Raw genomic sequence first — 20,246 nt, 5'->3', positions numbered from 1 at the left:
GTTTTGTTATATCCGTTTGTGATTCTAGTTAAAAGAAAGAGAAAAGCTCGGTCTGAAGTCCTGAGTGGAGGGGGAAAACATGAGAGAAAGGACAATCTACTTTATCTTTACTGATACAGGAACATACCTTTCAAGAATGATAAATTTATATACAAATAAGCCTTTAAATCATGTATCCATTGGTTTTGACCATGAATTAAAAGAGGTTTATAGCTTTGGCAGAATTAATCCTAAAAATCCGTTTAGTGGTGGTTTTGTTCGTGAAGATATTCGGGGGGATTTCTTAAGAAACTCTAAGAGTGCTGTTTATGCACTGAATATTACAGAACAAGAGTATGTGAGTATAAGGCACCATATAAATAAGTTTGAATCACGTGCTTCTGATTTTAAATATAATTTTATTGGATTAATTGCCATACCACTTAAGGTTGAGGTTCAAAGAAAGAATGCTTATTTTTGTTCTCAATTCGTTGCTACTGTAATGGAAGATACGGAGTCTTTTAAACTATCAAAGAAATCCAACTTCGTAACACCAGCCGACATCAGAGAAAACTCAGAATTGCAATTAATATATCAAGGTAGATTAGGAGATTATCCAAAGCACCAGCTGCGTGAGGAAACGCTCGAATCACCAAAGCAATCATTTATATATTCTATATCGCGAAAGCTTAAAGAATTTGTTGTTAGATAATAAGAAAAGAATAATAGATTATTCAATTAAAAAAAGGGTCAACCTCACATTAGTGGCGGTCCGACCCTTTTATGGTTGTTTCATCAGTAGTGTCTCAATACCTAATGTCTCATATGGTATTTTAAGTTTAAAAGCTAAATTATTTGCTTCCAAATCCATTTGCTCGACACTCACACGGAAATTACTTTTAATTTCCATCTGAGTTACGGCAACATAAATCTCTTCTTTTTCTGGGTCAATCGAAACCCATTTTGGAACGGGCAAGTACTTATCCATATACTCCATAATCTTTTTGTTAGGTAATTCCATTAAACCTAATGAAATAGACTTCTGTTTTAAAATAACATCCCCGTTTTCTTGTACAATAGGTTCCAAATGAACTTGAATCGGTACTGTAGTAGAAAAGACAGGTAATTCTCCGATTAAATGGACGTCCTCATCTAATGAAACTCGATATTGGTGTTTGGAATCCTTTAGATATTCATACATATAGGCATTGATTAGCTCGTTTAAATTCTTTTTCGTGGTTCTGATAATAAATTCAGAACTCTCATGGGTTGCTTTATGTTCTGAAAATGGCACAATGGAATGATTAACAGGCCAAAAGATGAGCAATACAATGATAACCAGTGCGGAAACGTTTAAAAGGAGCAGAGTAAAAAAATACCTCTTCCACTTATTCTTTTTCTTTTTATTTTTTTCCAACCTGTTCACCTTCTAATGTTTCAATCTACTACTAAATAGTCTAATATTCTCTCTGCCATTAATTGATATCCTTGTTCATTTGGATGAAAATGATCATCCGCAAATAAATTTGTTTCTTCATTCATAAATATATCCTTTGTAGGGATAAATGTAGCCCCGTATTCCTCAGCAACCTGCTTACTTGTATTATTCCAATCGTCTACAATCATATCGAGTTCTTTAATATGCTCAAAATATTGTTGAAATGGGTTATAGAAGCCTATTAGATAAATAGAAGCATCAGGATTAAGAGCAATTATGCTAGAAAAAATTGTTTGAAGGCGATCTTCGTAATATACTCTCTCTTCTGCAAAAATATCATAGGTCATTTCGGTAAAGTTTTCTTTAGCCACTTGCATGATATCGTTTGCTCCGATAGTAATTAGGACAATATCTGTATTTTTGAGCGACCTCTTAATTGCTGGTTCTTTTAACCGTTTTAGTAAATGAGTTGTTTGATTGCCACGTTTTCCTAAGTTTTCGAATGTTGCAACCCTTTTACCATGATTGATATTTTTATCTAAAATGCCTACATACCCGCCCTGCCTAGTGCTATCCCCAACACCTTGAGTAAGTGAATCTCCAATAGCAACAATCTGCGTGTTACTTCCAGAGAAAAATTTGATTGTATTTTCAATAGCACTTGAAAATTCTTGCGATAATTCTGCTGCAGGGGTATTAGGCTTTTCATTGGTTTCATCTATCGTTTCCGTTGGCTCATCTGGTTCAGCTGATTCATTAATAATTGTTTTATTTTCAGTTCCAGGGTTTATAGATAAGGATTCTTGGCGATGAAAGTTATATATTCCAATACCTAAGACAATAATAAGTATAATAATGAAGGTCATGATGATTGTCTTCTTAGTCATTTGAACACACCTATGCAAGTAGTTTATATCTTTAAAATGCCTTCGTTACTTTAATGTATGTATGGTAAAAACATAAATCTACTGATTTTATTATGTATACCCAATTTTGACGAATTTTAAAAGCAAAATGGTAATTTGTCATATAAATGTTCAAAAGTGGAAGCGCCCGGTTAGTGACTTACGGAGGTGAGGAAAGTCACTCTAGTCAATGGGCGCTGAAGCTGGACGTGGTTATTGCTCCTGATGGAATGGTAATTCCAAACACCTATACTTTTTAATAAAAGAAAAAACGCCTTATAAAGGCGCTTCGTATTAATTAGCTAGGATAGGTGCTAATTTCGTAACTTGATTGGATTGTAGTATCAAGCTTAAGTCTTCTAACATAGCACTGGCGGTGGGGAAAGCTCCTGCACCAGGTCCTGAGAGTGTGATTCTCCCCACCACGTCTCCCTCTATGACAACCGCATTTTCAACACCTTCAATAGAATACAATGGATGTTCAGAAGATAAAACGATTGGTTCAACACTTGCCGTAATATTACCATCTTGTAATTCTAAGGATGCTACATGTTTGATCCGTCTACCATAACGTTCGTATTCCTCAATATCTTTTTCTGTAATATTCACGATACCTTCCCGGTTGACGCTACTCCAATCTGGTTGTTTACCATAAATTAATTGACTCAAAATCATAAGCTTATAAAATGAATCAAACCCCTCAATATCATTTGTAGGGTCTGCTTCCGCATAACCTAGCTCCTGTGCCTGTTCGAGTGCAATATTAAATGGAAGCTTTAGTACACGCATTTGGGTCAAAATATAATTTGATGTTCCATTTAAGATTGCGGTGATTTTCTTAATTTCATTGAATTGAAATAGTTTTTCAATCGTATTAATAACGGGGATTCCACCAGCTGTTGTTGCCTCAAAGCCAATTTCAACATGGTGCTCTTTAGCGAGTTCAAGCAATTCTCGGCTATGATGAGCAAACATCTCTTTATTGGCAGTTATGATCTGTTTTCCAGCTTTAATACTTTGGGATAAGTAAGTGAAGGCAGGTTCTTTGCCGACAATTGCTTCCAACACAACATCGATTTCCGAATTCTGGATAACCGTTTGAAAATTAGTCGTTATCAGTTTTCTATCCTCAAAATCCTGGTGCTTTTCTGAGTGTTTGACAACGATAGAAACAATTTCAATTTCGAAGCCAATATTGCTAATTCGTCTCGGATGGTTCTTTAAACTGTGGTAAATACCTTTTCCGACTGTTCCAAACCCAAGTAGTGCAACCTTGATTTTCTTCAAGTCATCACTCCTTTATCATTCATGTAAGAAATTCTTTAATTACCCAACTCCATTTTTCAAATTCCGTTAGAAAGCCATCATGCCCAAATTTAGTTTGGACATGATGATACGTACTGTTTGGAGTATGATCTGCAAATTCAGCTATTACTTTGGGCTCATAAATTAGATCATGCGCATAACTAATAATTATGATTGGACAAATGTACGTTTTACAAGCTTCTTTCCATCCGCCCCGATTACGACCTATATCATGTGTATCCATTGCCTGTAATAGGTATAGATAACTGTTTGGATCAAAACGTTTTGCTAACTTTTCACCCAGATAGTCTAAATATGAATTAACTGAGTATCCATTAACTGTTTTCTCACGTCTAAACCGTTCCGAAAATAGTTCAGAACTACGGTACGTAACCATCCCAATCATTCTAGCAATCTCTAATCCTTGTAAAGGAAGTGTAGTTGGATAGTGGCCATTTAGCCATGCGGGGTCTCTTTTGATTGCTTGTTCTGCAATGTGATTATAGGCAATTCCATAATCAGAAAGGAAAGGGGTGACAGATAATACTACCAATTTTTCTGCAAAGTCTGGATAAAGCTGGCCCCATTCTAAAGCTTGCATTCCCCCTAACGAGCCCCCGATAACTGCAAATAGCTTGCGCACATCCAACTTTTGGAGAGCTAAGAACTGAGCCTGAACCATGTCGCGTATAGTAATAGTAGGAAAGTCAGTCCGGTAAAGATCATTGGTTTCTGGATTTATAGATGTTGGCCCAGTTGAACCGTGGCACCCTCCAAGTACATTGAATGTGATAACCTGGAACTCAGTTGTATTAATTGTTTTATCAATCCCGATAAGTCCACTCCACCAACCTGGTTGTTCCTCACTCCCAACCGTTTGATGATTGCCGGTTAGCGCATGACATACTAAGATGATTGGTGCATTTTCAGGTCCAACTCGCTCATACTGCATCGAAACAGAAGGAAGTGTTTCTCCATTTTCTAATAGGAGTGGTCCTATTTCAATCCTGTTCGTTTCCCTATATATGTTATTAATCAAAATTACCACTCCTACTAATCATTATCCAATTGGCACTGGTTGTTTTTTTATCCCACGTAAAGCTAGTAATTCAACAATGATATTCTTATCAGAAACAGTTGTTATCCCAGTAGCTTTCAAATTTTGTAAAACTGGATCATTGGCATTGGGCTTTTCAACCCATAGAACGTTAACTTGTTTATTGACAAACTCCTCAATAATCGCTGGAGGGAGTGATCCCTGATGCACAAGTACAAGGTCAGGTGCGGTTGTTTCTGCTAAATATTGAACCTCATATCCAAACTGTTGGAGTCGTTCAATCGTTTGTTTGAATTCGTTCGTATAATCTTCTCCTAGGGTAGCAATTACCTTCTTGCGTGGAGCACCAGTACTTCTTTCAAAAGGTGATGACAATAGCCAATTGATAATACTTTCCTCAGAAATACCTGTAACGGACTTATTGTTAGTTGCTTTAGCAATTGCTTGATCTAAATCGTGAATAATGTCTTCGACTGATTCAATACCAATTGATAAGCGGATAAGTTCTTCTGAAACACCACTTTTCTTTAGATCCTCAGCACTTAACTGCTGGTGGGTTGTGGAAGCGGGATGGATGATTAATGACTTAGCATCACCAACATTAGCTACATGGGAAAATAGTTTTATTGAATCAATAACAACACTTCCTGCTTCTCGGCCACCTGTAATTCCAAAGGTAATGATCGAGCCAAAGCTACCATTTAAATATTTTTTAGCAAGATCATGTGATGGATGACTTTCAAGACCAGGGAAGTTTACCCACTCTACTGCTGGGTGTTGTTCAAGATAACTAGCAACAAGTCTAGCATTCTCACAATGACGTTCCATGCGTAAATGTAATGTTTCTAATCCTTGAAGTAATAGAAACGCATTATTTGGACTTAAACAAGCCCCAATATCACGTAATAATTGAACACGAAGTTTCGTTGCGAATGCAGCCGGGCCGATGTCAGCATAACGAAGTCCATGATAGCTCTCATCAGGTTCTGTAAATTCAGGGAAACGATCGTGATTCCAGTCAAAACGTCCTCCATCTACAACGACACCACCGATTGATGTACCATGACCACCGATCCATTTGGTAGCAGAATGTACAACAATATCTGCCCCCCAAGTTAATGGTTTCGATAAAACGGGAGTACCAAACGTATTATCGATAATTAGAGGTACATGATATTGATGGCAAATGGATGCAACAGTTTCCACATCAAAAACATTCAAGCTAGGGTTGGTAATAATTTCCCCAAATACAGCTTTTGTTTTATCGCTAATCGCTCGCTCAATTTCTTCCGTTTTTGTTCCATCCACAAATTTCACTGTGATTCCATACTTCGGTAAGGTTTTGGCAAATAGGTTGTATGTACCGCCGTACAGATTACTGTCGGCAACAATCTCATCACCAGCACCTGCAATATTTAAAATTGCTAGAGTTATAGCTGCCATTCCAGATGAGGTTGCTACAGCAGCTACACCATCCTCCAGAAGTGCAACCCGTTGTTCAAATGCATCAACGGTTGGGTTCATAATTCTTGTGTAAATATTACCTGGTTCTTTTAATCCAAATAAATTTTGGGCATGTTCGGTGTCACGAAAAACATAGGAAGTAGTTTGGTAGATTGGTACAGCACGTGATCCTGTAGCTGGATCAGGTGCCTGCCCCCCGTGAAGTAATGTTGTTTCTGGTCTTTCCACATGAAAATTGGTCATGAAAAATTCCTCCTTATTGTAGTTGTTGTCTGGAGGAAGAGAGAGGAAACAAAAAGCCCCCTTCCTAAGAAGAGGGCGTGTATACAATAACCGTTCCTCCTCTTATCTTCCAGATCAAAATGACCTGTAGGATTTAGCACCTTTTAAGGAAAGTCAAACTTTCACCTAAGGTTGCCGGGTTTCATAGGGCCTATTCCCTCCACCACTCTTGATAAGAGATTAAAATATTTAAATTATTGAGTATTATACTATCGGTTCCAAAATGAAAAGTCAACAGTAAATTAAATTTAACGTTCGACATTTTTCATTTTCCGAATCGGAAATCGGTAAACGGAACCTAAGTAAATTAGTAAAGCCAACCAGATTAACCCGAATGAAATGAGATGTTCTAATGAAAAAGTTTCATGGTAAATAAATACACCAATTATTAACATCAAAGTTGGAGCGATATATTGTAAAAATCCCACCATCGCTAATGGAATTCGCTTCGCTCCACTTGCAAACAGCAAAAGTGGAATTGCAGTTACAATACCAGCTCCCATTAGTATAGCATTTTCTGAAGTATTAATAGTCTGAAATGAAAATGTGTTTTCAGGCAAAAAGAATAGATAAATGAATGCAATTGGTGTAATGATCATCGTTTCAATTGTTAGTCCATACATGGCAGGAATATCAACTACCTTCTTAAACAAGCCATATAATGCAAACGTAACAGCTAATAGAAGAGATACCCATGGAAAAACACCATAACTAAATGTCAAATAAAGCACACCCATACCTGCTAAAGCGACAGACACTGTTTGACTTTTCGTTAGCTTTTCTTTCAGAACGATAATAGCAAGTATGATACTAACTAATGGATTAATATAATAACCAAGACTTGCCTGGAGAACATGGTCACTATTTACTGCCCAAATATAAGTAAGCCAGTTTATACTAATAACAATGGAAGCCATTGTGATACTGATAAACTTCTTTTTGTCTTTTAAAATCAATTTGCATTCACGAATAAACCCAGGCCATTTTCGAACCATTAACACAATGACCACCATAAAAACAAATGACCAAATAATCCGATGTGCCAAGATCTCTCCAGCCGGCACATAATCAATAAACTTCCAATATATCGGCAAAAACCCCCAAAGCACATAAGCCCCCACCGCAAAAACAATCCCCAAACGATCCGTACTCTTCTCCATATTAACCCTTCTTTGTATATAGATTATTTGTTTATTAAGTATTGATTATTAATGATTTACTTTCATGGTTGATAGAAACAGTATGATAACTGATACCAATCCCCACTTCTTTAGTATTAAGGATAGTGGTATGATACCGCTCCGGCAGAATACTCCGCTTTCCACGGGCCCGGCCTCAGCCTCCTCGAGGAAAATGCGCCTCTGCGGGGTCTTCGGACACGTGCTATTCCCGCAGAACAAGGAAGGCTTCGTCAGCATAATCATCGCACGATGAAAATCGTACTTTATTTTCGAGGAGTCTCCGTATTCTGCCTGCGCTAGTTTTGTTTTCTAATTTAAGTTAGTAATTATATTGTTTTGTCAGCAATGAAGTACATCAATTTCAATTCTCTCTATCCCAGCGGAGTGTATTTCCGTAGCGGGTATGTTGTTCCAAACTATAAATCACCGCTTAATTTCTATCAGTTAAATAGATTATCATCAATATTTTAGAGAACAGCCTCCATCATAAATAATGACAATTCTAAAACTACTTAATAAAAAACGCAATAAAAAGGATTTATACCATAAAAAGAAAACGCTTTCAAAATAACTAAAAATAGCATATGATTATACTAGAAACAAAGAAACAAGGAGGAGAAATAAATGGCAAGAACATATAAACATATGGCAACATCCGTAATCCACGAAGGCTACGACTCTAAAAACATGTTAGGAAGCCTTACCACACCATTGTTTCAAACCTCAACTTACACCTTTAACACCGCCGAACAAGGCGAAAGACGCTTCGCAGGAGAAGAAGAAGGATACATTTACTCACGACTTGGAAACCCAACCGTTACCGTATTAGAAGAAAGAATAGCAGCATTAGAAAATGGAGAACGAGGACTTGCCTTTGGTTCTGGAATGGCTGCCGTATCCGCGATGCTTTTTGCTCTAACTAAAGCTAATGATCATATTCTTTGCTCACCAGGTCTATATGGCTGTACATTTGGCTTGTTAACTATGATGAAAGAGAAATATAATATATCCTTTGATTTTTCCACTATGGTAACAGAGGATGAACTTCATTCAAAAATTAAATCAGAAACTGCATGTATTTACGTGGAAACACCTATAAATCCGACTATGAAACTGATTGATTTGGAGATGGTGGCTAAAGTTGCAAAGGAGTACGGAATTCCAGTGGTAGTGGACAATACGTTTGCATCGCCATATTTGCAAAATCCAATAGATCTTGGATGTGATGTTGTTGTGCATAGTGCAACGAAATATATCGGGGGACATGGAGATGTCATCGCAGGACTTGCAGTTGGCAAAAAGGAATTCCTTGATAATGTTGCAGTAACAACATTGAAGGATATCGGCGGTATCATTTCTCCATTCGACGCTTGGCTTCTATTAAGGGGACTGAAAACCTTACCAGTTCGGGTTGATCGTCATTGTGATAACGCGGAAGAGATATTTAAACGATTAAAAACCCATCCGAATGTTGCTACCGTCTATTATCCAAATGATGATGCTCACCCGGATTACCACATCATGAAAAAACAGATGAGGCGTGGTGGTGGAATTATCTCATTTGAGATCAAAGGGACAAAAGTTGATGCTCAAAAGTTTTTAAATGAATTATCCTTTTTAAAAATCGCTGTCTCTCTAGGAGATGCAGAAACCTTAATTGAACACCCTGCGACGATGACTCATGCTGTTGTCCCAGATGAGTCAAAGCAATATATGGGTATTACAGACCAATTAATCCGACTATCCGTTGGGCTTGAGGCATGGCAGGATATTTGGGCAGACTTGGAGCAAGCGCTCAATAAAATTAATGTTAGCTCAGACGCCTACTCCAAGGCTTAAGAGTCCCGATAACCGTTTCTTTAAAATCTCGTTTAATAACTTTAATGACCCCATTAGCAATTTCATCATTGGATAGCCAACTGGAATTTTCTTTCTCCAGTGAAAATCCTAAATAAACACGTCTGTATTCGCAAGAGTCGGGTATAGACGTGTTTTCTTTTACAAAAAAAGATGAGCTACCCTGTACATGAATTAACTTCCAAGGGTGTGTTCTTGGCCTAACTTCTTTTAGAATGATAGATAGTGCATTCGGGGCAGAGTTATGAATCCAGCTAACGATTAAATCAGGACATTTACCATATTGCTTTATGGCTTTACGAAAACTTATTTGCAGTGCTTTATCATCATGATAGTCGACAGAGATAGGAAACAGTTTTTCCGGGTGTATTCCTCTAGAACGCATCGATTCAAATTTATCGATATCCCGATGGATAACAAACACATCATACCCCTCATTCGTTAACCAATGACAAACTCCCTCTAACATACCGGTCCCGCCAATAACAAATGCAAAATTTCTCACGATTTCAGTTCCCTTCTGTTATAGTATTATATAGCAACTCGAATTCGAGTATAATCGGAAATCCTAGACGTATGCTATTGTAGAGTGAATATCAAGTCTACCGTTAGTTTCTGTCATTTTTGTTTTTCTATGAATTTAACAAGAGGGGAATGCGCATGGAATTTATACCCTATTTACTGATGGCAATTATTATTTTTAACATTGCTTTAGGACTATCTATTGTGTTCCTAGAACGTAAAGATGCATCTGCAGCATGGGCATGGTTAATGGTCTTACTTTTTGTTCCGGTAGCAGGTTTTTTTCTATATCTCATTTTTGGCAGAAGACTTAGTGGAAAACGAATCTTTACTTGGGATGCAAAGGCAAAACTTGGTGTTAAAAAAATAGTTCAATCACAATTACGGGCGATTGAGAATGACGAATTTATATTTAATCAACTCGAAGAATATAAGGACTTATACTATTTACACTTACGTAATGATGATGCCGTCTTTACTCAAGATAATGAGGTGAAAATTTTCGTGGACGGGAGGGCCAAGTTTCAGTCATTAATGGATGACATGGAAAAAGCTACTAACCACATTCACCTGCTCTACTACATTATTCGACATGATGAATTAGGCCAACGTATTGCAGATATGCTAATAAAAAAAGCACAAGAAGGTGTTGAAGTTAGGGTTCTATATGATGCTTTAGGTACCCGATATTTAAGGCCAAGATATTTAAGGAAACTCCGAAAATCTGGTGTTGAATTAGCTGCATTTTTCCCTTCGTTTATTCCGAAAATTAATTTCAAGATTAATTACCGTAACCACCGTAAATTGGCGATTATCGATGGAGAAGTTGGCTATATTGGTGGGTTTAACATTGGGGATGAATACCTTGGCAATAGTAAGAAATTTGGATATTGGCGTGATACTCACCTTCGAATCATTGGGACAGCTGTACAAAGTATGCAGACGAGATTCATACTAGATTGGAATCAAGCATCACGACATGATATTTTATATGAAGAGCGATACTATTCTTCCAAAGCTAGCGGAAAAGCAGGAGTGCAAATTGTATCGAGTGGCCCAGACTCAGATTGGGAACAAATAAAAAATGGATACATTAAGATGATTTTATCGGCAAAAGAATATGTTTTTATTCAAACACCATATTTTATTCCGGATGAAAGCTTACGAGATGCAATACGAATTGCGGCTTTATCTGGTGTTGATGTGAAAATAATGGTTCCAAATAAGCCAGATCATCCGTTTGTTTATTGGGCTACCCTTTCCTATTGCGGTGATATGCTGGAAGCAGGTGCGGAAGTCTATATTTATCAAAAAGGTTTTTTACATTCTAAGACTATTGTTGTGGATGGAAAAATTGCCTCAGTTGGAACTGCAAACATCGACGTTCGAAGTTTCCGTTTAAACTTTGAAGTGAATGCCTTTCTTTATGACCGAGGTCTAGCAACCCAACTAGTAAAGGCGTTCCAAAACGATATAAAACAATCCACACAAATGACCAAAAAGCTATACAACAAACGTTCAATAGGAATACGCATTAAAGAATCAATATCTAGATTACTTTCGCCTATACTATAACTAATGAATACAAATGGAGTGAATACTACATGGAAAAGAGACCCTGCTCAAGCTCATTAGCAGTAAAAACATCACACGTATTACCACCTGATACAAACTACCACGGAACACTCTTCGGAGGCATATTAATGGCACATATCGATGACGTTGCGGCAATTGCAGCAGTTAGGCATTGTCGCAAGGCAGTTGTTACAGCCTCCACAGATTCTGTCGACTTTTTAGAACCTGTTAAACAAGGTAATTCGATTTGTGTCGAAGCATTTGTCACCTGGACACGAAATACGTCGATGGAAGTATTTGTTAAAGCAGTAGCAGAAGACCTCCTCACTGGCGAAAGAAAGGTTTCTGCAACAGCATTTTTAACCTTTGTAGCCGTAGACGAGAACCTTCGTCCTGTTCCGGTTCCAGAAGTTTATCCGGAGTCTGAATCAGAAAAATTATTGTATGAAGGTGCAGCATTAAGAGCGGAGCGAAGAAGAGAACGAAGAAATTATTCCAAAGAATTTGCAGAAAAGTTTGGGACTGTTTATCCGTGGAATAGATAAAGTGCTTTTAAAATTATAGCTTTTTTAATCGGAGAAGCCTATTTTTAATAGGTTTCTTTCTTAATTTAGGAGGGAAATTCTCATAATTGGTTATGCTAAAAAAAAGGATATAATGCCACGATGTGAAAGGAGAAACACTATGGATTTTATAGAAGGATTTGTAGGTACAGCCAATGATATATTGTGGTCATATGTACTTATCATAGTCCTAATTGGTTTGGGTTTGTATTTTACAATCCGAACTGGATTTATTCAATTTGTTAATTTACCAGAAATGTTGCGTGTTATTTTTGATAGGCGAGCAATCAATGCCTCTGGTAAAAAAGGTACTTCTTCCTTTCAAGCATTTGCAATTAGTGCAGCATCTAGGGTAGGTACAGGAAATTTAGCTGGTGTTGCCTCAGCTGTGGCAGTCGGTGGACCTGGTGCGATTTTTTGGATGTGGGTTATCGCGCTTCTAGGAGCAGCATCTGGATTTGTAGAGAGCACACTTGCACAAGTCTATAAAGTTCCAGATAAGAACCAATATCGAGGTGGACCTGCCTATTATATGGAAAAAGGATTGAAAAAACGCTGGCTGGGTGTTGTCTTTGCGGTCACAATCACCTTTACCTATGGGCTTGTTTTTAATTCGGTACAATCGAATACCATTAGTCTGGCATTTGAAGGTGAATTTGCAGTTTCAGGAACAACAGTGGCAATTGTGTTAATCGTATTAACTGCAGCCGTTATTTTTGGCGGACTTAAATCAATCGCCAATGTGTCCCAGGTAATCGTTCCGGTTATGGCAATTATTTATTTACTGATTGCCTTTTATGTCCTGATTATTAATATAAGTGCAATGCCGGAAATGTTTTCCCTCATCTTTGCCAATGCGTTTGGTTTGAAGGAAATTGCCGGTGGCGGCTTTGGTGCAGCAATTTTAATGGGGATAAAACGCGGGTTATTCTCTAATGAAGCAGGTATGGGTAGTGCACCCAATGCTGCTGCAACTGCGGAGGTAACACATCCCGTAAAGCAAGGTTTAATTCAAGCTTTAGGAGTGTTTTTTGATACGTTATTAATCTGTTCAGCCACAGGTTTTATCATTATAACGGCAGGTGGGTATGCAGGAAGTGAGTTAGACGGGATACAATTGACACAAAATGCATTTACACAGCATGTTGGAGAATGGTCAGGAATTTTTATCGCTATTGCTATTTTTCTATTTGCCTACAGCTCCATTTTAGGTAATTATTATTACGGTGAAAGTAATATTGGATATATAAAAAATAGTCCGGCATGGTTGTTCGTATATCGATTAGCAGTTCTCGCAATGGTGGCATTTGGTGCTTTAGCAAGCTTTGACTTTGTGTGGGCGTTAGCAGATTTAACCATGGCAATTATGGCTTTAATAAACCTGTATGCAATTGTTATGTTATATAAGATCGTTCACCGAGTGTTATTAGATTACCGAGAGCAACGTAAAGTAGGCAAAGATCCTGTGTTCAATCGGGAGATATTAGATGACCCATCAGGTGTTGAATTCTGGCAATCTGGTCAGGTGAAGGGAAAAGATTAAGTTTAAGATGAAGGGCATCCGTCTTGAGTAAGAACGGATGTCTTTATTTCTAATCCACAATCAGCTATATTTATGTACCCTATACATCATTTCAACCTGGATTTCATGTCAAAGTGAAGAATAGGACACTGCTATACATCATTTCAACCTGGATTTCATGTCAAAATGAAGAATAGGGCACTGCTATACATCATTTTAACCTGGATTTCATGTCAAAATGAAGAATAGAACACCGCTATACATCATATCAGCCTCGAATTCATCCCAAATTGAATAATAGAGCACTCCTAATTTAAACCTACAAATTTAAATAATTGGCTATACTAATACCCCAATTCAATAAAACTATTGAAACTTCGAAAGAAAACGCTTACAATATAAATAGTAGGAAAATTTAAAAATGAGGTGCAAGGATGAATTTCATTCACGCGCAATTTAAGCAATATAATAATGGAGGCTTGGTTTAAGACCAAAGCCTCCTTTTTATTTGCCGACTTTACCCTACTAAAGTGATGCAACAAAGGAGTGAAAAAGATGGTTGTATTAACGGGGAAAAATTTAACATTGGATGATGTGAAACGCGTCGTATTCGAAAATGAACAAGTAATACTATGTGATATCCAAAAGCAAAGAATAGATGCAAATCGTGAAACAGTTGAAAATATGCTACAAGCAAAGAAAGTAATGTATGGAATTAATACTGGATTTGGAAAGTTTAGTGACGTCATTATCAATGAAGAAGATTTAGAGGATTTACAGCTGAACCTGATCCACTCCCATGCTTGTGGAGTTGGTGAGCCTTTTGATGAAAACATTAGTCTATGTATGGTATTGCTTCGGGCAAATGCTCTCGCACAAGGATATTCGGGAGTTCGTTCAAAACTTGTGGAACACTTAATTTCTATTGTAAATGCAAGAATTTGTCCTGTGATTCCGCAACAAGGATCACTAGGAGCTAGTGGTGATTTGGCTCCACTTTCACACTTAGCACTAGTCCTACTTGGGGAAGGAGAAGTATTTTATCAAGGGAAGCGGATGTTGACGCAAAGAGCATTTGAACTATCAGGATTACTACCAATAACATTAAAAGCAAAAGAGGGCTTAGCGCTAATTAATGGGACCCAAGCTATGACTGCCACTGGCGTTATCACTTATTTAGAAATGGAAAAGTTATTGTATCAAAGCGAACTAATCGCCGCAATGACAATGGAAGGACTTCATGGAATCATCGATGCTTTTGATGCAGATTTACATCATGTAAGAGGACATCAAGAGCAAATAGAGGTTGCGGAGAGAATGCGAAACATCCTGCATGATAGTGAACTCACAACGTCTCAAGGTGAGATTCGGGTTCAAGATGCCTATTCTTTAAGATGCATTCCACAAGTACTGGGTGCATGTTGGCAACCATTACATTATGCAAAAGATAAACTGACGATAGAGATTAATGCCGTAACCGATAACCCATTAATTTTTTCAGATGATAACAAAGTAATTTCAGGAGGTAATTTTCACGGGCAACCAATCGCTTTTACGATGGACTTTTTGAAGTTAGGAATTGCAGAGCTTGCAAATATCTCAGAACGAAGGATAGAGCGTCTCGTGAACCCTCAACTGAATGACCTACCAGCATTTCTTAGCCCAAATCCGGGTCTCGAATCGGGAGCCATGATTATGCAATATAGTGCAGCATCACTAGTTTCCGAGAATAAAACACTGGCACACCCAGCTAGTGTTGACTCTATTCCATCCTCTGCTAACCAGGAGGATCATGTCAGTATGGGAACCATTGCAGCAAGACATGCACTAGTCATGTTGCAAAACACAAGACGAGTAATTGCCATCGAACTCATTTGTGCCATGCAAGCAGTAGAATATCGTGGTGTTGAAAAATTATCCTCAGTAACAGGCACCTATTATACGAAAGCTAGAAAAATTGTTCCTAGCATTACGAAGGATCGAATTTTCTCAAGTGATATCGAAAACCTAACTAAATGGCTGAAAGAAGATAATAAAAGCGGTATTAAAAACAAAAAAGAAGAGGTGAAAGTATATGAATAAAGTTGAAGTGCGGGCTAAAAAGGGCCTGGAATTGGAGTGTAAAGGCTGGGAACAAGAGGCAGCATTAAGAATGCTTTATAACAATCTTGATCCAGATGTTGCAGAGAACCCAGAAGAATTAGTCGTTTACGGTGGCATTGGTAAAGCTGCCCGTAATTGGGAAGCATTTGAGGCAATTGTGAAAACACTAAGGAATTTAGAAAATGACGAAACAATGTTGGTTCAATCTGGAAAGCCTGTAGGTGTATTTAAAACACATAAACATGCACCAAGGTTATTACTTTCTAATTCGGTTCTCGTTCCAAAATGGGCGAATTGGGAGCATTTCCATGAATTAGATCAAAAGGGATTAATGATGTATGGGCAAATGACAGCAGGAAGTTGGATTTATATTGGAACACAAGGAATTTTACAAGGGACATATGAAACATTTTCTGCTGTTGCAAAGAAACATTTTGGTGGAACGTTAAAAGGGACGATTACCTTAACTGCAGGACTTGGTGGAATGGGTGGAGCTCAGACCTTAGCAGTTACGATGAATGAGGGTGTCGTGATTGCGGTTGATGTGGATAAAAGCCGAATTGAAAAGCGTTTGAGAACAAAATACTGTGACGTGATGACAGAGAGTATTGATGAGGCAGTTGCACTTGCAAATGAGGCCAAAGCAGAGGGAAGGGCTTTATCCATTGGCTTAGTTGGAAATGCAGCGGAAGTACATTACAAGCTATTAGAAAAAACTATCAAGATTGATATCGTAACAGATCAAACGTCTGCCCATGATCCTTTAAATGGGTATATTCCAATTGGGCACTCTGTTGAGGAGGCAGAAGGACTAAGGAAATCTAATCCTGAACATTACATGACTCTTGCTAAACAAAGTATGGCGAAACATGTTGACGCAATGCTAATGTATCAAGACCAAGGTTCGATTGTATTCGACTACGGTAACAATATCCGACAAGTTGCCAAAGATGAGGGAATTAAAAATGCATTTAACTTCCCTGGTTTTGTTCCAGCCTATATTCGCCCATTATTCTGTGAAGGAAAAGGGCCATTTCGCTGGGCAGCATTATCAGGAGACCCGGAGGATATCTATCGGACAGACCAGTTAATAAAAGAACTCTTCCCTGAAAATGAAGCATTACTTCGCTGGATTGATATGGCACAGGAACGAGTGGCATTCCAAGGCCTTCCATCGCGAATATGTTGGTTAGGATATGGGGAGAGGGTCAAGATGGGCCTTGCGATAAATGAACTTGTTCGTAAAGGAGAATTGAAAGCTCCAATTGTCATTGGTCGTGACCATTTAGATTGTGGTTCTGTTGCATCACCAAACCGTGAAACAGAAGGAATGAAGGATGGTAGTGATGCTGTAGGTGATTGGGCAGTATTGAACGCATTAATTAATACCGCTGCAGGAGGCTCTTGGATTTCCTTCCACCATGGAGGTGGTGTGGGGATGGGGTACTCCTTACATGCTGGCATGGTTGCAGTAGCAGATGGTACTGATTTGGCAAAAGAGAGACTAGAAAGAGTATTAACAACGGATCCAGGAATGGGCATTATTCGCCACGCAGATGCCGGTTATGAGAGTGCGCAGAAATTTGCAGATGAACATGATATTAAGGTACCGATGAGGAGGTAATAACGTGCAAGTAGACATACTCATTACCAATATAGGTGAGCTATTACCGATGGATACAATAGGACCGGTTAAAGGCACAGAAATGTCAGACCTAACTGTATGGAATCATGCAGCAATCGGAATTAAAGATGATATAGTAGTATGGCTTGGCTCGGCGGAAGAAGCTAGTATTCTAGATGCCTCACAAACTATTGATGCAAAAGGAAGACTAGTTACACCAGGCTTAGTAGAACCACACACCCATCTTGTGTTTGGTGGTTCCCGTGAAAGAGAAATGGCCCTAAAGCAGCAAGGTGTTCCATACTTAGAGATATTAAAGCAAGGTGGAGGCATTTTATCTACAGTAAGGGCAACTCAAGCCACTTCCTATGGAGAACTTTTAGAAAAAGCTTTATTTCACTTGGACCGGATGGCGACATATGGAATTACTACTGTTGAAGCTAAAAGCGGATATGGCCTTGACCGTGAAACAGAATTAAAGCAATTAAGGGTGGCAAAAGAAGCGAATGAAAAACATCCACTTGATATTGTTTCCACATTTTTAGGGGCACATGCTATTCCACCGGAGTACAAGGAAAACCCTGAAGCATTTTTAAATGAGATGGCTGGGCTGTTTGATGAAATCAAACAAGAGGACCTAGCTGAGTTTGTCGATATTTTTACGGAAACAGGCGTGTTCTCTGTACCAGAGTCAAGACGCTATCTGATGAAAGCAAGAGAAAAAGGATTTGGATTAAAAATACATGCAGATGAAATAGACCCATTAGGTGGAACAGAACTAGCTGTAGAGCTGGGTGCGATTAGTGGAGATCACTTGGCGGTGGCATCCGACGAAGGAATCGGGAAGCTAGCAAACTCGGATACTATTGGTGTTATCCTACCAGGAACAAGCTTTTACCTTGGAAAAGATGATTATGGTAGAGCAAGAGAAATGATTGATGCGGGAGCTGCAATTGCTATTTCAACCGATTTCAATCCAGGTAGCTCGGTGACAGAAAATCTACAGCTTATTATGTCTATTGCTGCTCTGAAGCTAAAACTATCACCAGAAGAAATTTGGCATGCGGTAACAGTCAATGCCGCTCATGCGATAGGTCGAGGTGATGTTGCTGGAAAAATAGCAGTTGGAAGAAAGGCAGATATTGTCTTGTGGGATGCTCCAAATTACCTATATATTCCTTACCATTATGGTGTGAATCATACGAATACTGTCATTAAAAACGGTAAAGTAATATATGAAAGGCAGGAAATACGATGAGTGAAATTCGCCATTTAAAGCCTGCAGGAAAAGCAATATTTACAGACAGTTACACAAAGAAAGCAAAGGAATTATTGACAGTATGGTCCCCAGGTAAAAAGGCAGTATTTGGATTAGTAGGTTTACCATTATCAAAACCATCAATCAGTCATTCCGGAGCAGCCTTTGCACCCGGAACAATTCGAGATGCATTACAGAGCTATTCTATTTATTCTGGTGAACAAACGTTTGATTTGGAAGATGAAATCATAGATTTTGGGGATTTGGAAATGCATCCTACTGATATAGTTGGAAGTCAGAAGAGGCTATACGAGGGATTACTGGATGCTTTTCAAACGGAAGCTGTAGAAAATTGGTTCTTACTTGGCGGAGACCATTCAGTTAGCTATTCAGCTATTAAAGCCTTCAAGGAGCGATATGGATCGGTTGGAATTATACAATTCGATGCTCATCACGATTTACGTAATACCGAGGACGGCGGACCGACAAACGGGACTCCTTTTCGGAGGTTATTAGAAGATACAATTATTTCTGGTGAGGATCTTGTGCAAATTGGAATACGAGATTTTACAAATGCGAAGTCCTACCATGAGTATGCCAAAAAGAACAAAGTAACCGTATATACAATGGGGGATGTTCAAGAAAAAGGAATAGAATCTATTCTAAAATATGAGATAGAAAAATTGGCGAAACGTGTGGATTATATATATCTATCAGTTGATATGGATGTCCTAGACCAAGCATATGCACCGGGATGTCCAGCAATAGGACCAGGTGGAATGGCCAGTATGACATTACTTCAAGGAATCCACATAGCTTCCCAGTACGATTCTGTGAAAGCAATGGATATTGTAGAAATAGACCCAACCATAGATTTTCGGAATATGACAAGTAGAGTAGCGGCATATGTATTGTTGGAATTTATGAAGGGGAAGAAATTAAATAATCATTAGCGTGCATGGAAAATCCATGCGTGCTAATGTTTACTTTTGGTTATTGCCAAAAAGGTGATTATTAATTATATAATTGATAGAAACTGCGCGGTAACCATTTAAATATTAGTGAAGCTAGGACTACCGCTCCGGCAGAATACTCCGCTTTCCGCGGGCGGCTGGTGAGCTTCCTCGTGCTATCGCACTGCGGGGTCTCACCTATGCCTGTCCTCCCGCAGAAAGCGGAGTGTATTTCCGGAGCGGGTAAGTTGCTGTAACAAAATTCTCAAATACCGCACAGTTTCTATCAACCGTGAAAATTATATTTCCAAAACAGCCTTATTTTTCATTATCTAATTCTTCCGGGGTGATCCATTCGTCTGCCCAACCTTGTATATCTTCAATAACAGGACGTAACGACTCACCTTTTTTAGATAAAGTATACTCAATACGGACTGGAAATTCAGAATATATATTACGGTTGACAATACCTTCTTTTTCCAGCATTTTAAGGCGATCAGATAGTAATCTTCCGCTGATCGGTAAATTTGATTCCATCTCAGAAAAACGTCTCGGTCCTTCCAATAATTCAAAAAGAATTAATCCAACCCAGCGTTTGCTAATAATTTGCATTGCTTTTTCAAAACGTGGACATAATTCACTCACGATAATCCACCTC

Annotated in this window: 17 protein-coding genes and 1 riboswitch; of the genes, 9 read left to right on the top strand and 8 right to left on the bottom strand. The window is 38.4% G+C overall.

What is annotated here, in order from left to right; translation table 11 throughout:
* The first annotated feature begins 79 nt into the window (after positions 1 to 79).
* Positions 80 to 691 (top strand): hypothetical protein, encoded by a 612-nt coding sequence (locus TY11_RS06305; RefSeq protein WP_042144031.1) that lies wholly within the window; start codon positions 80 to 82, stop codon positions 689 to 691.
* A gap of 69 nt (positions 692 to 760) precedes the next feature.
* On the opposite strand, the gene TY11_RS06300 is transcribed toward TY11_RS06305, so the two are convergent.
* The 6 genes from TY11_RS06300 to rarD all read right to left on the bottom strand — a co-directional run bounded on the left by TY11_RS06300 (position 761) and on the right by rarD (position 7,590).
* On the bottom strand, positions 761 to 1,396 hold the full coding sequence (locus tag TY11_RS06300; protein ID WP_042144029.1) for a YpmS family protein: 636 nt from the start codon (positions 1,394 to 1,396) through the stop codon (positions 761 to 763).
* A gap of 20 nt (positions 1,397 to 1,416) precedes the next feature.
* Complete coding sequence (locus TY11_RS06295) at positions 1,417 to 2,304, bottom strand: SGNH/GDSL hydrolase family protein (protein ID WP_042144027.1); 888 nt, start codon at positions 2,302 to 2,304, stop codon at positions 1,417 to 1,419.
* A gap of 312 nt (positions 2,305 to 2,616) precedes the next feature.
* Positions 2,617 to 3,609 carry a homoserine dehydrogenase gene (locus tag TY11_RS06290; protein WP_042144025.1) on the bottom strand — a complete coding sequence of 331 codons (993 nt, stop codon included), beginning with the start codon at positions 3,607 to 3,609 and terminating at the stop codon, positions 2,617 to 2,619.
* Positions 3,610 to 3,628: 19 nt separating this feature from the next.
* Positions 3,629 to 4,675, bottom strand: a complete 1,047-nt coding sequence (gene metX, locus TY11_RS06285) for a homoserine O-acetyltransferase MetX (protein ID WP_369797395.1) — start codon at positions 4,673 to 4,675, stop codon at positions 3,629 to 3,631.
* Positions 4,676 to 4,687: 12 nt separating this feature from the next.
* Complete coding sequence (locus TY11_RS06280; protein ID WP_042144023.1) at positions 4,688 to 6,391, bottom strand: O-acetylhomoserine aminocarboxypropyltransferase/cysteine synthase family protein; 1,704 nt, start codon at positions 6,389 to 6,391, stop codon at positions 4,688 to 4,690.
* Positions 6,392 to 6,490: 99 nt separating this feature from the next.
* Positions 6,491 to 6,609: riboswitch (SAM riboswitch) on the bottom strand.
* A gap of 69 nt (positions 6,610 to 6,678) precedes the next feature.
* Positions 6,679 to 7,590: an EamA family transporter RarD gene (rarD, locus tag TY11_RS06275; protein WP_042144022.1), complete on the bottom strand. Its 912-nt coding sequence runs from the start codon at positions 7,588 to 7,590 to the stop codon at positions 6,679 to 6,681.
* Positions 7,591 to 8,235: 645 nt separating this feature from the next.
* Between rarD and megL the strand changes: the two genes are divergently transcribed.
* Positions 8,236 to 9,450 (top strand): methionine gamma-lyase, encoded by a 1,215-nt coding sequence (megL, locus tag TY11_RS06270; protein ID WP_042144019.1) that lies wholly within the window; start codon positions 8,236 to 8,238, stop codon positions 9,448 to 9,450.
* On the opposite strand, the gene TY11_RS06265 is transcribed toward megL, so the two are convergent.
* Complete coding sequence (locus tag TY11_RS06265; RefSeq protein ID WP_052345763.1) at positions 9,422 to 9,973, bottom strand: Rossmann-fold NAD(P)-binding domain-containing protein; 552 nt, start codon at positions 9,971 to 9,973, stop codon at positions 9,422 to 9,424. The two genes, megL and TY11_RS06265, sit on opposite strands and share 29 nt — an antisense overlap.
* A gap of 155 nt (positions 9,974 to 10,128) precedes the next feature.
* On the opposite strand from TY11_RS06265, the gene cls reads away from it, so the two are divergent.
* The 7 genes from cls (at position 10,129) to hutG (ending at position 19,588) form a co-directional block, all read left to right on the top strand.
* Complete coding sequence (gene cls, locus TY11_RS06260) at positions 10,129 to 11,565, top strand: cardiolipin synthase (protein WP_042144017.1); 1,437 nt, start codon at positions 10,129 to 10,131, stop codon at positions 11,563 to 11,565.
* Positions 11,566 to 11,594: 29 nt separating this feature from the next.
* Complete coding sequence (locus TY11_RS06255) at positions 11,595 to 12,110, top strand: acyl-CoA thioesterase (protein WP_042144015.1); 516 nt, start codon at positions 11,595 to 11,597, stop codon at positions 12,108 to 12,110.
* A gap of 139 nt (positions 12,111 to 12,249) precedes the next feature.
* On the top strand, positions 12,250 to 13,671 hold the full coding sequence (locus tag TY11_RS06250; protein ID WP_042144013.1) for an alanine/glycine:cation symporter family protein: 1,422 nt from the start codon (positions 12,250 to 12,252) through the stop codon (positions 13,669 to 13,671).
* A 534-nt stretch (positions 13,672 to 14,205) separates the two neighbouring features.
* Positions 14,206 to 15,732, top strand: coding sequence for a histidine ammonia-lyase (hutH, locus tag TY11_RS06245; protein ID WP_042144012.1), 1,527 nt, complete (start codon positions 14,206 to 14,208; stop codon positions 15,730 to 15,732).
* Positions 15,725 to 17,377, top strand: a complete 1,653-nt coding sequence (hutU, locus tag TY11_RS06240) for a urocanate hydratase (RefSeq protein WP_042144010.1) — start codon at positions 15,725 to 15,727, stop codon at positions 17,375 to 17,377. Before hutH ends, hutU begins: the two co-directional genes overlap by 8 nt.
* Positions 17,378 to 17,426: 49 nt before the next feature.
* Entirely contained in the window at positions 17,427 to 18,635 is a 1,209-nt protein-coding gene (hutI, locus tag TY11_RS06235) for an imidazolonepropionase (RefSeq protein ID WP_042144269.1), read from the top strand.
* Positions 18,632 to 19,588, top strand: coding sequence for a formimidoylglutamase (gene hutG / locus TY11_RS06230; protein ID WP_042144008.1), 957 nt, complete (start codon positions 18,632 to 18,634; stop codon positions 19,586 to 19,588). Before hutI ends, hutG begins: the two co-directional genes overlap by 4 nt.
* A 318-nt stretch (positions 19,589 to 19,906) precedes the next feature.
* On the opposite strand, the gene TY11_RS06225 is transcribed toward hutG, so the two are convergent.
* A complete protein-coding gene (locus TY11_RS06225) occupies positions 19,907 to 20,233 on the bottom strand; it encodes a winged helix-turn-helix transcriptional regulator (protein WP_304413177.1) in 327 nt (108 codons plus the stop codon).
* Positions 20,234 to 20,246: the final 13 nt, after the last annotated feature.

Origin of the sequence: Paucisalibacillus algeriensis (assembly GCF_000577245.1) — a bacterium.
GTDB lineage: Bacteria > Bacillota > Bacilli > Bacillales > Amphibacillaceae > Ornithinibacillus.
This window is presented reverse-complemented; position numbering and strand designations above follow the sequence as displayed.

Coding starts and splice junctions, on each gene's coding strand:
- cls (WP_042144017.1), top strand. CDS start 10,129: ATGGAATTTATACCCTATTTACTGATGGCAATTATTATTTTTAACATT.
- megL (WP_042144019.1), top strand. CDS start 8,236: ATGGCAAGAACATATAAACATATGGCAACATCCGTAATCCACGAAGGC.
- TY11_RS06255 (WP_042144015.1), top strand. CDS start 11,595: ATGGAAAAGAGACCCTGCTCAAGCTCATTAGCAGTAAAAACATCACAC.
- TY11_RS06250 (WP_042144013.1), top strand. CDS start 12,250: ATGGATTTTATAGAAGGATTTGTAGGTACAGCCAATGATATATTGTGG.
- hutU (WP_042144010.1), top strand. CDS start 15,725: ATGAATAAAGTTGAAGTGCGGGCTAAAAAGGGCCTGGAATTGGAGTGT.
- hutG (WP_042144008.1), top strand. CDS start 18,632: ATGAGTGAAATTCGCCATTTAAAGCCTGCAGGAAAAGCAATATTTACA.
- TY11_RS06295 (WP_042144027.1), bottom strand. CDS start 2,304: ATGACTAAGAAGACAATCATCATGACCTTCATTATTATACTTATTATT.
- hutH (WP_042144012.1), top strand. CDS start 14,206: ATGGTTGTATTAACGGGGAAAAATTTAACATTGGATGATGTGAAACGC.
- rarD (WP_042144022.1), bottom strand. CDS start 7,590: ATGGAGAAGAGTACGGATCGTTTGGGGATTGTTTTTGCGGTGGGGGCT.
- hutI (WP_042144269.1), top strand. CDS start 17,427: ATGGATACAATAGGACCGGTTAAAGGCACAGAAATGTCAGACCTAACT.
- TY11_RS06280 (WP_042144023.1), bottom strand. CDS start 6,391: ATGACCAATTTTCATGTGGAAAGACCAGAAACAACATTACTTCACGGG.
- TY11_RS06305 (WP_042144031.1), top strand. CDS start 80: ATGAGAGAAAGGACAATCTACTTTATCTTTACTGATACAGGAACATAC.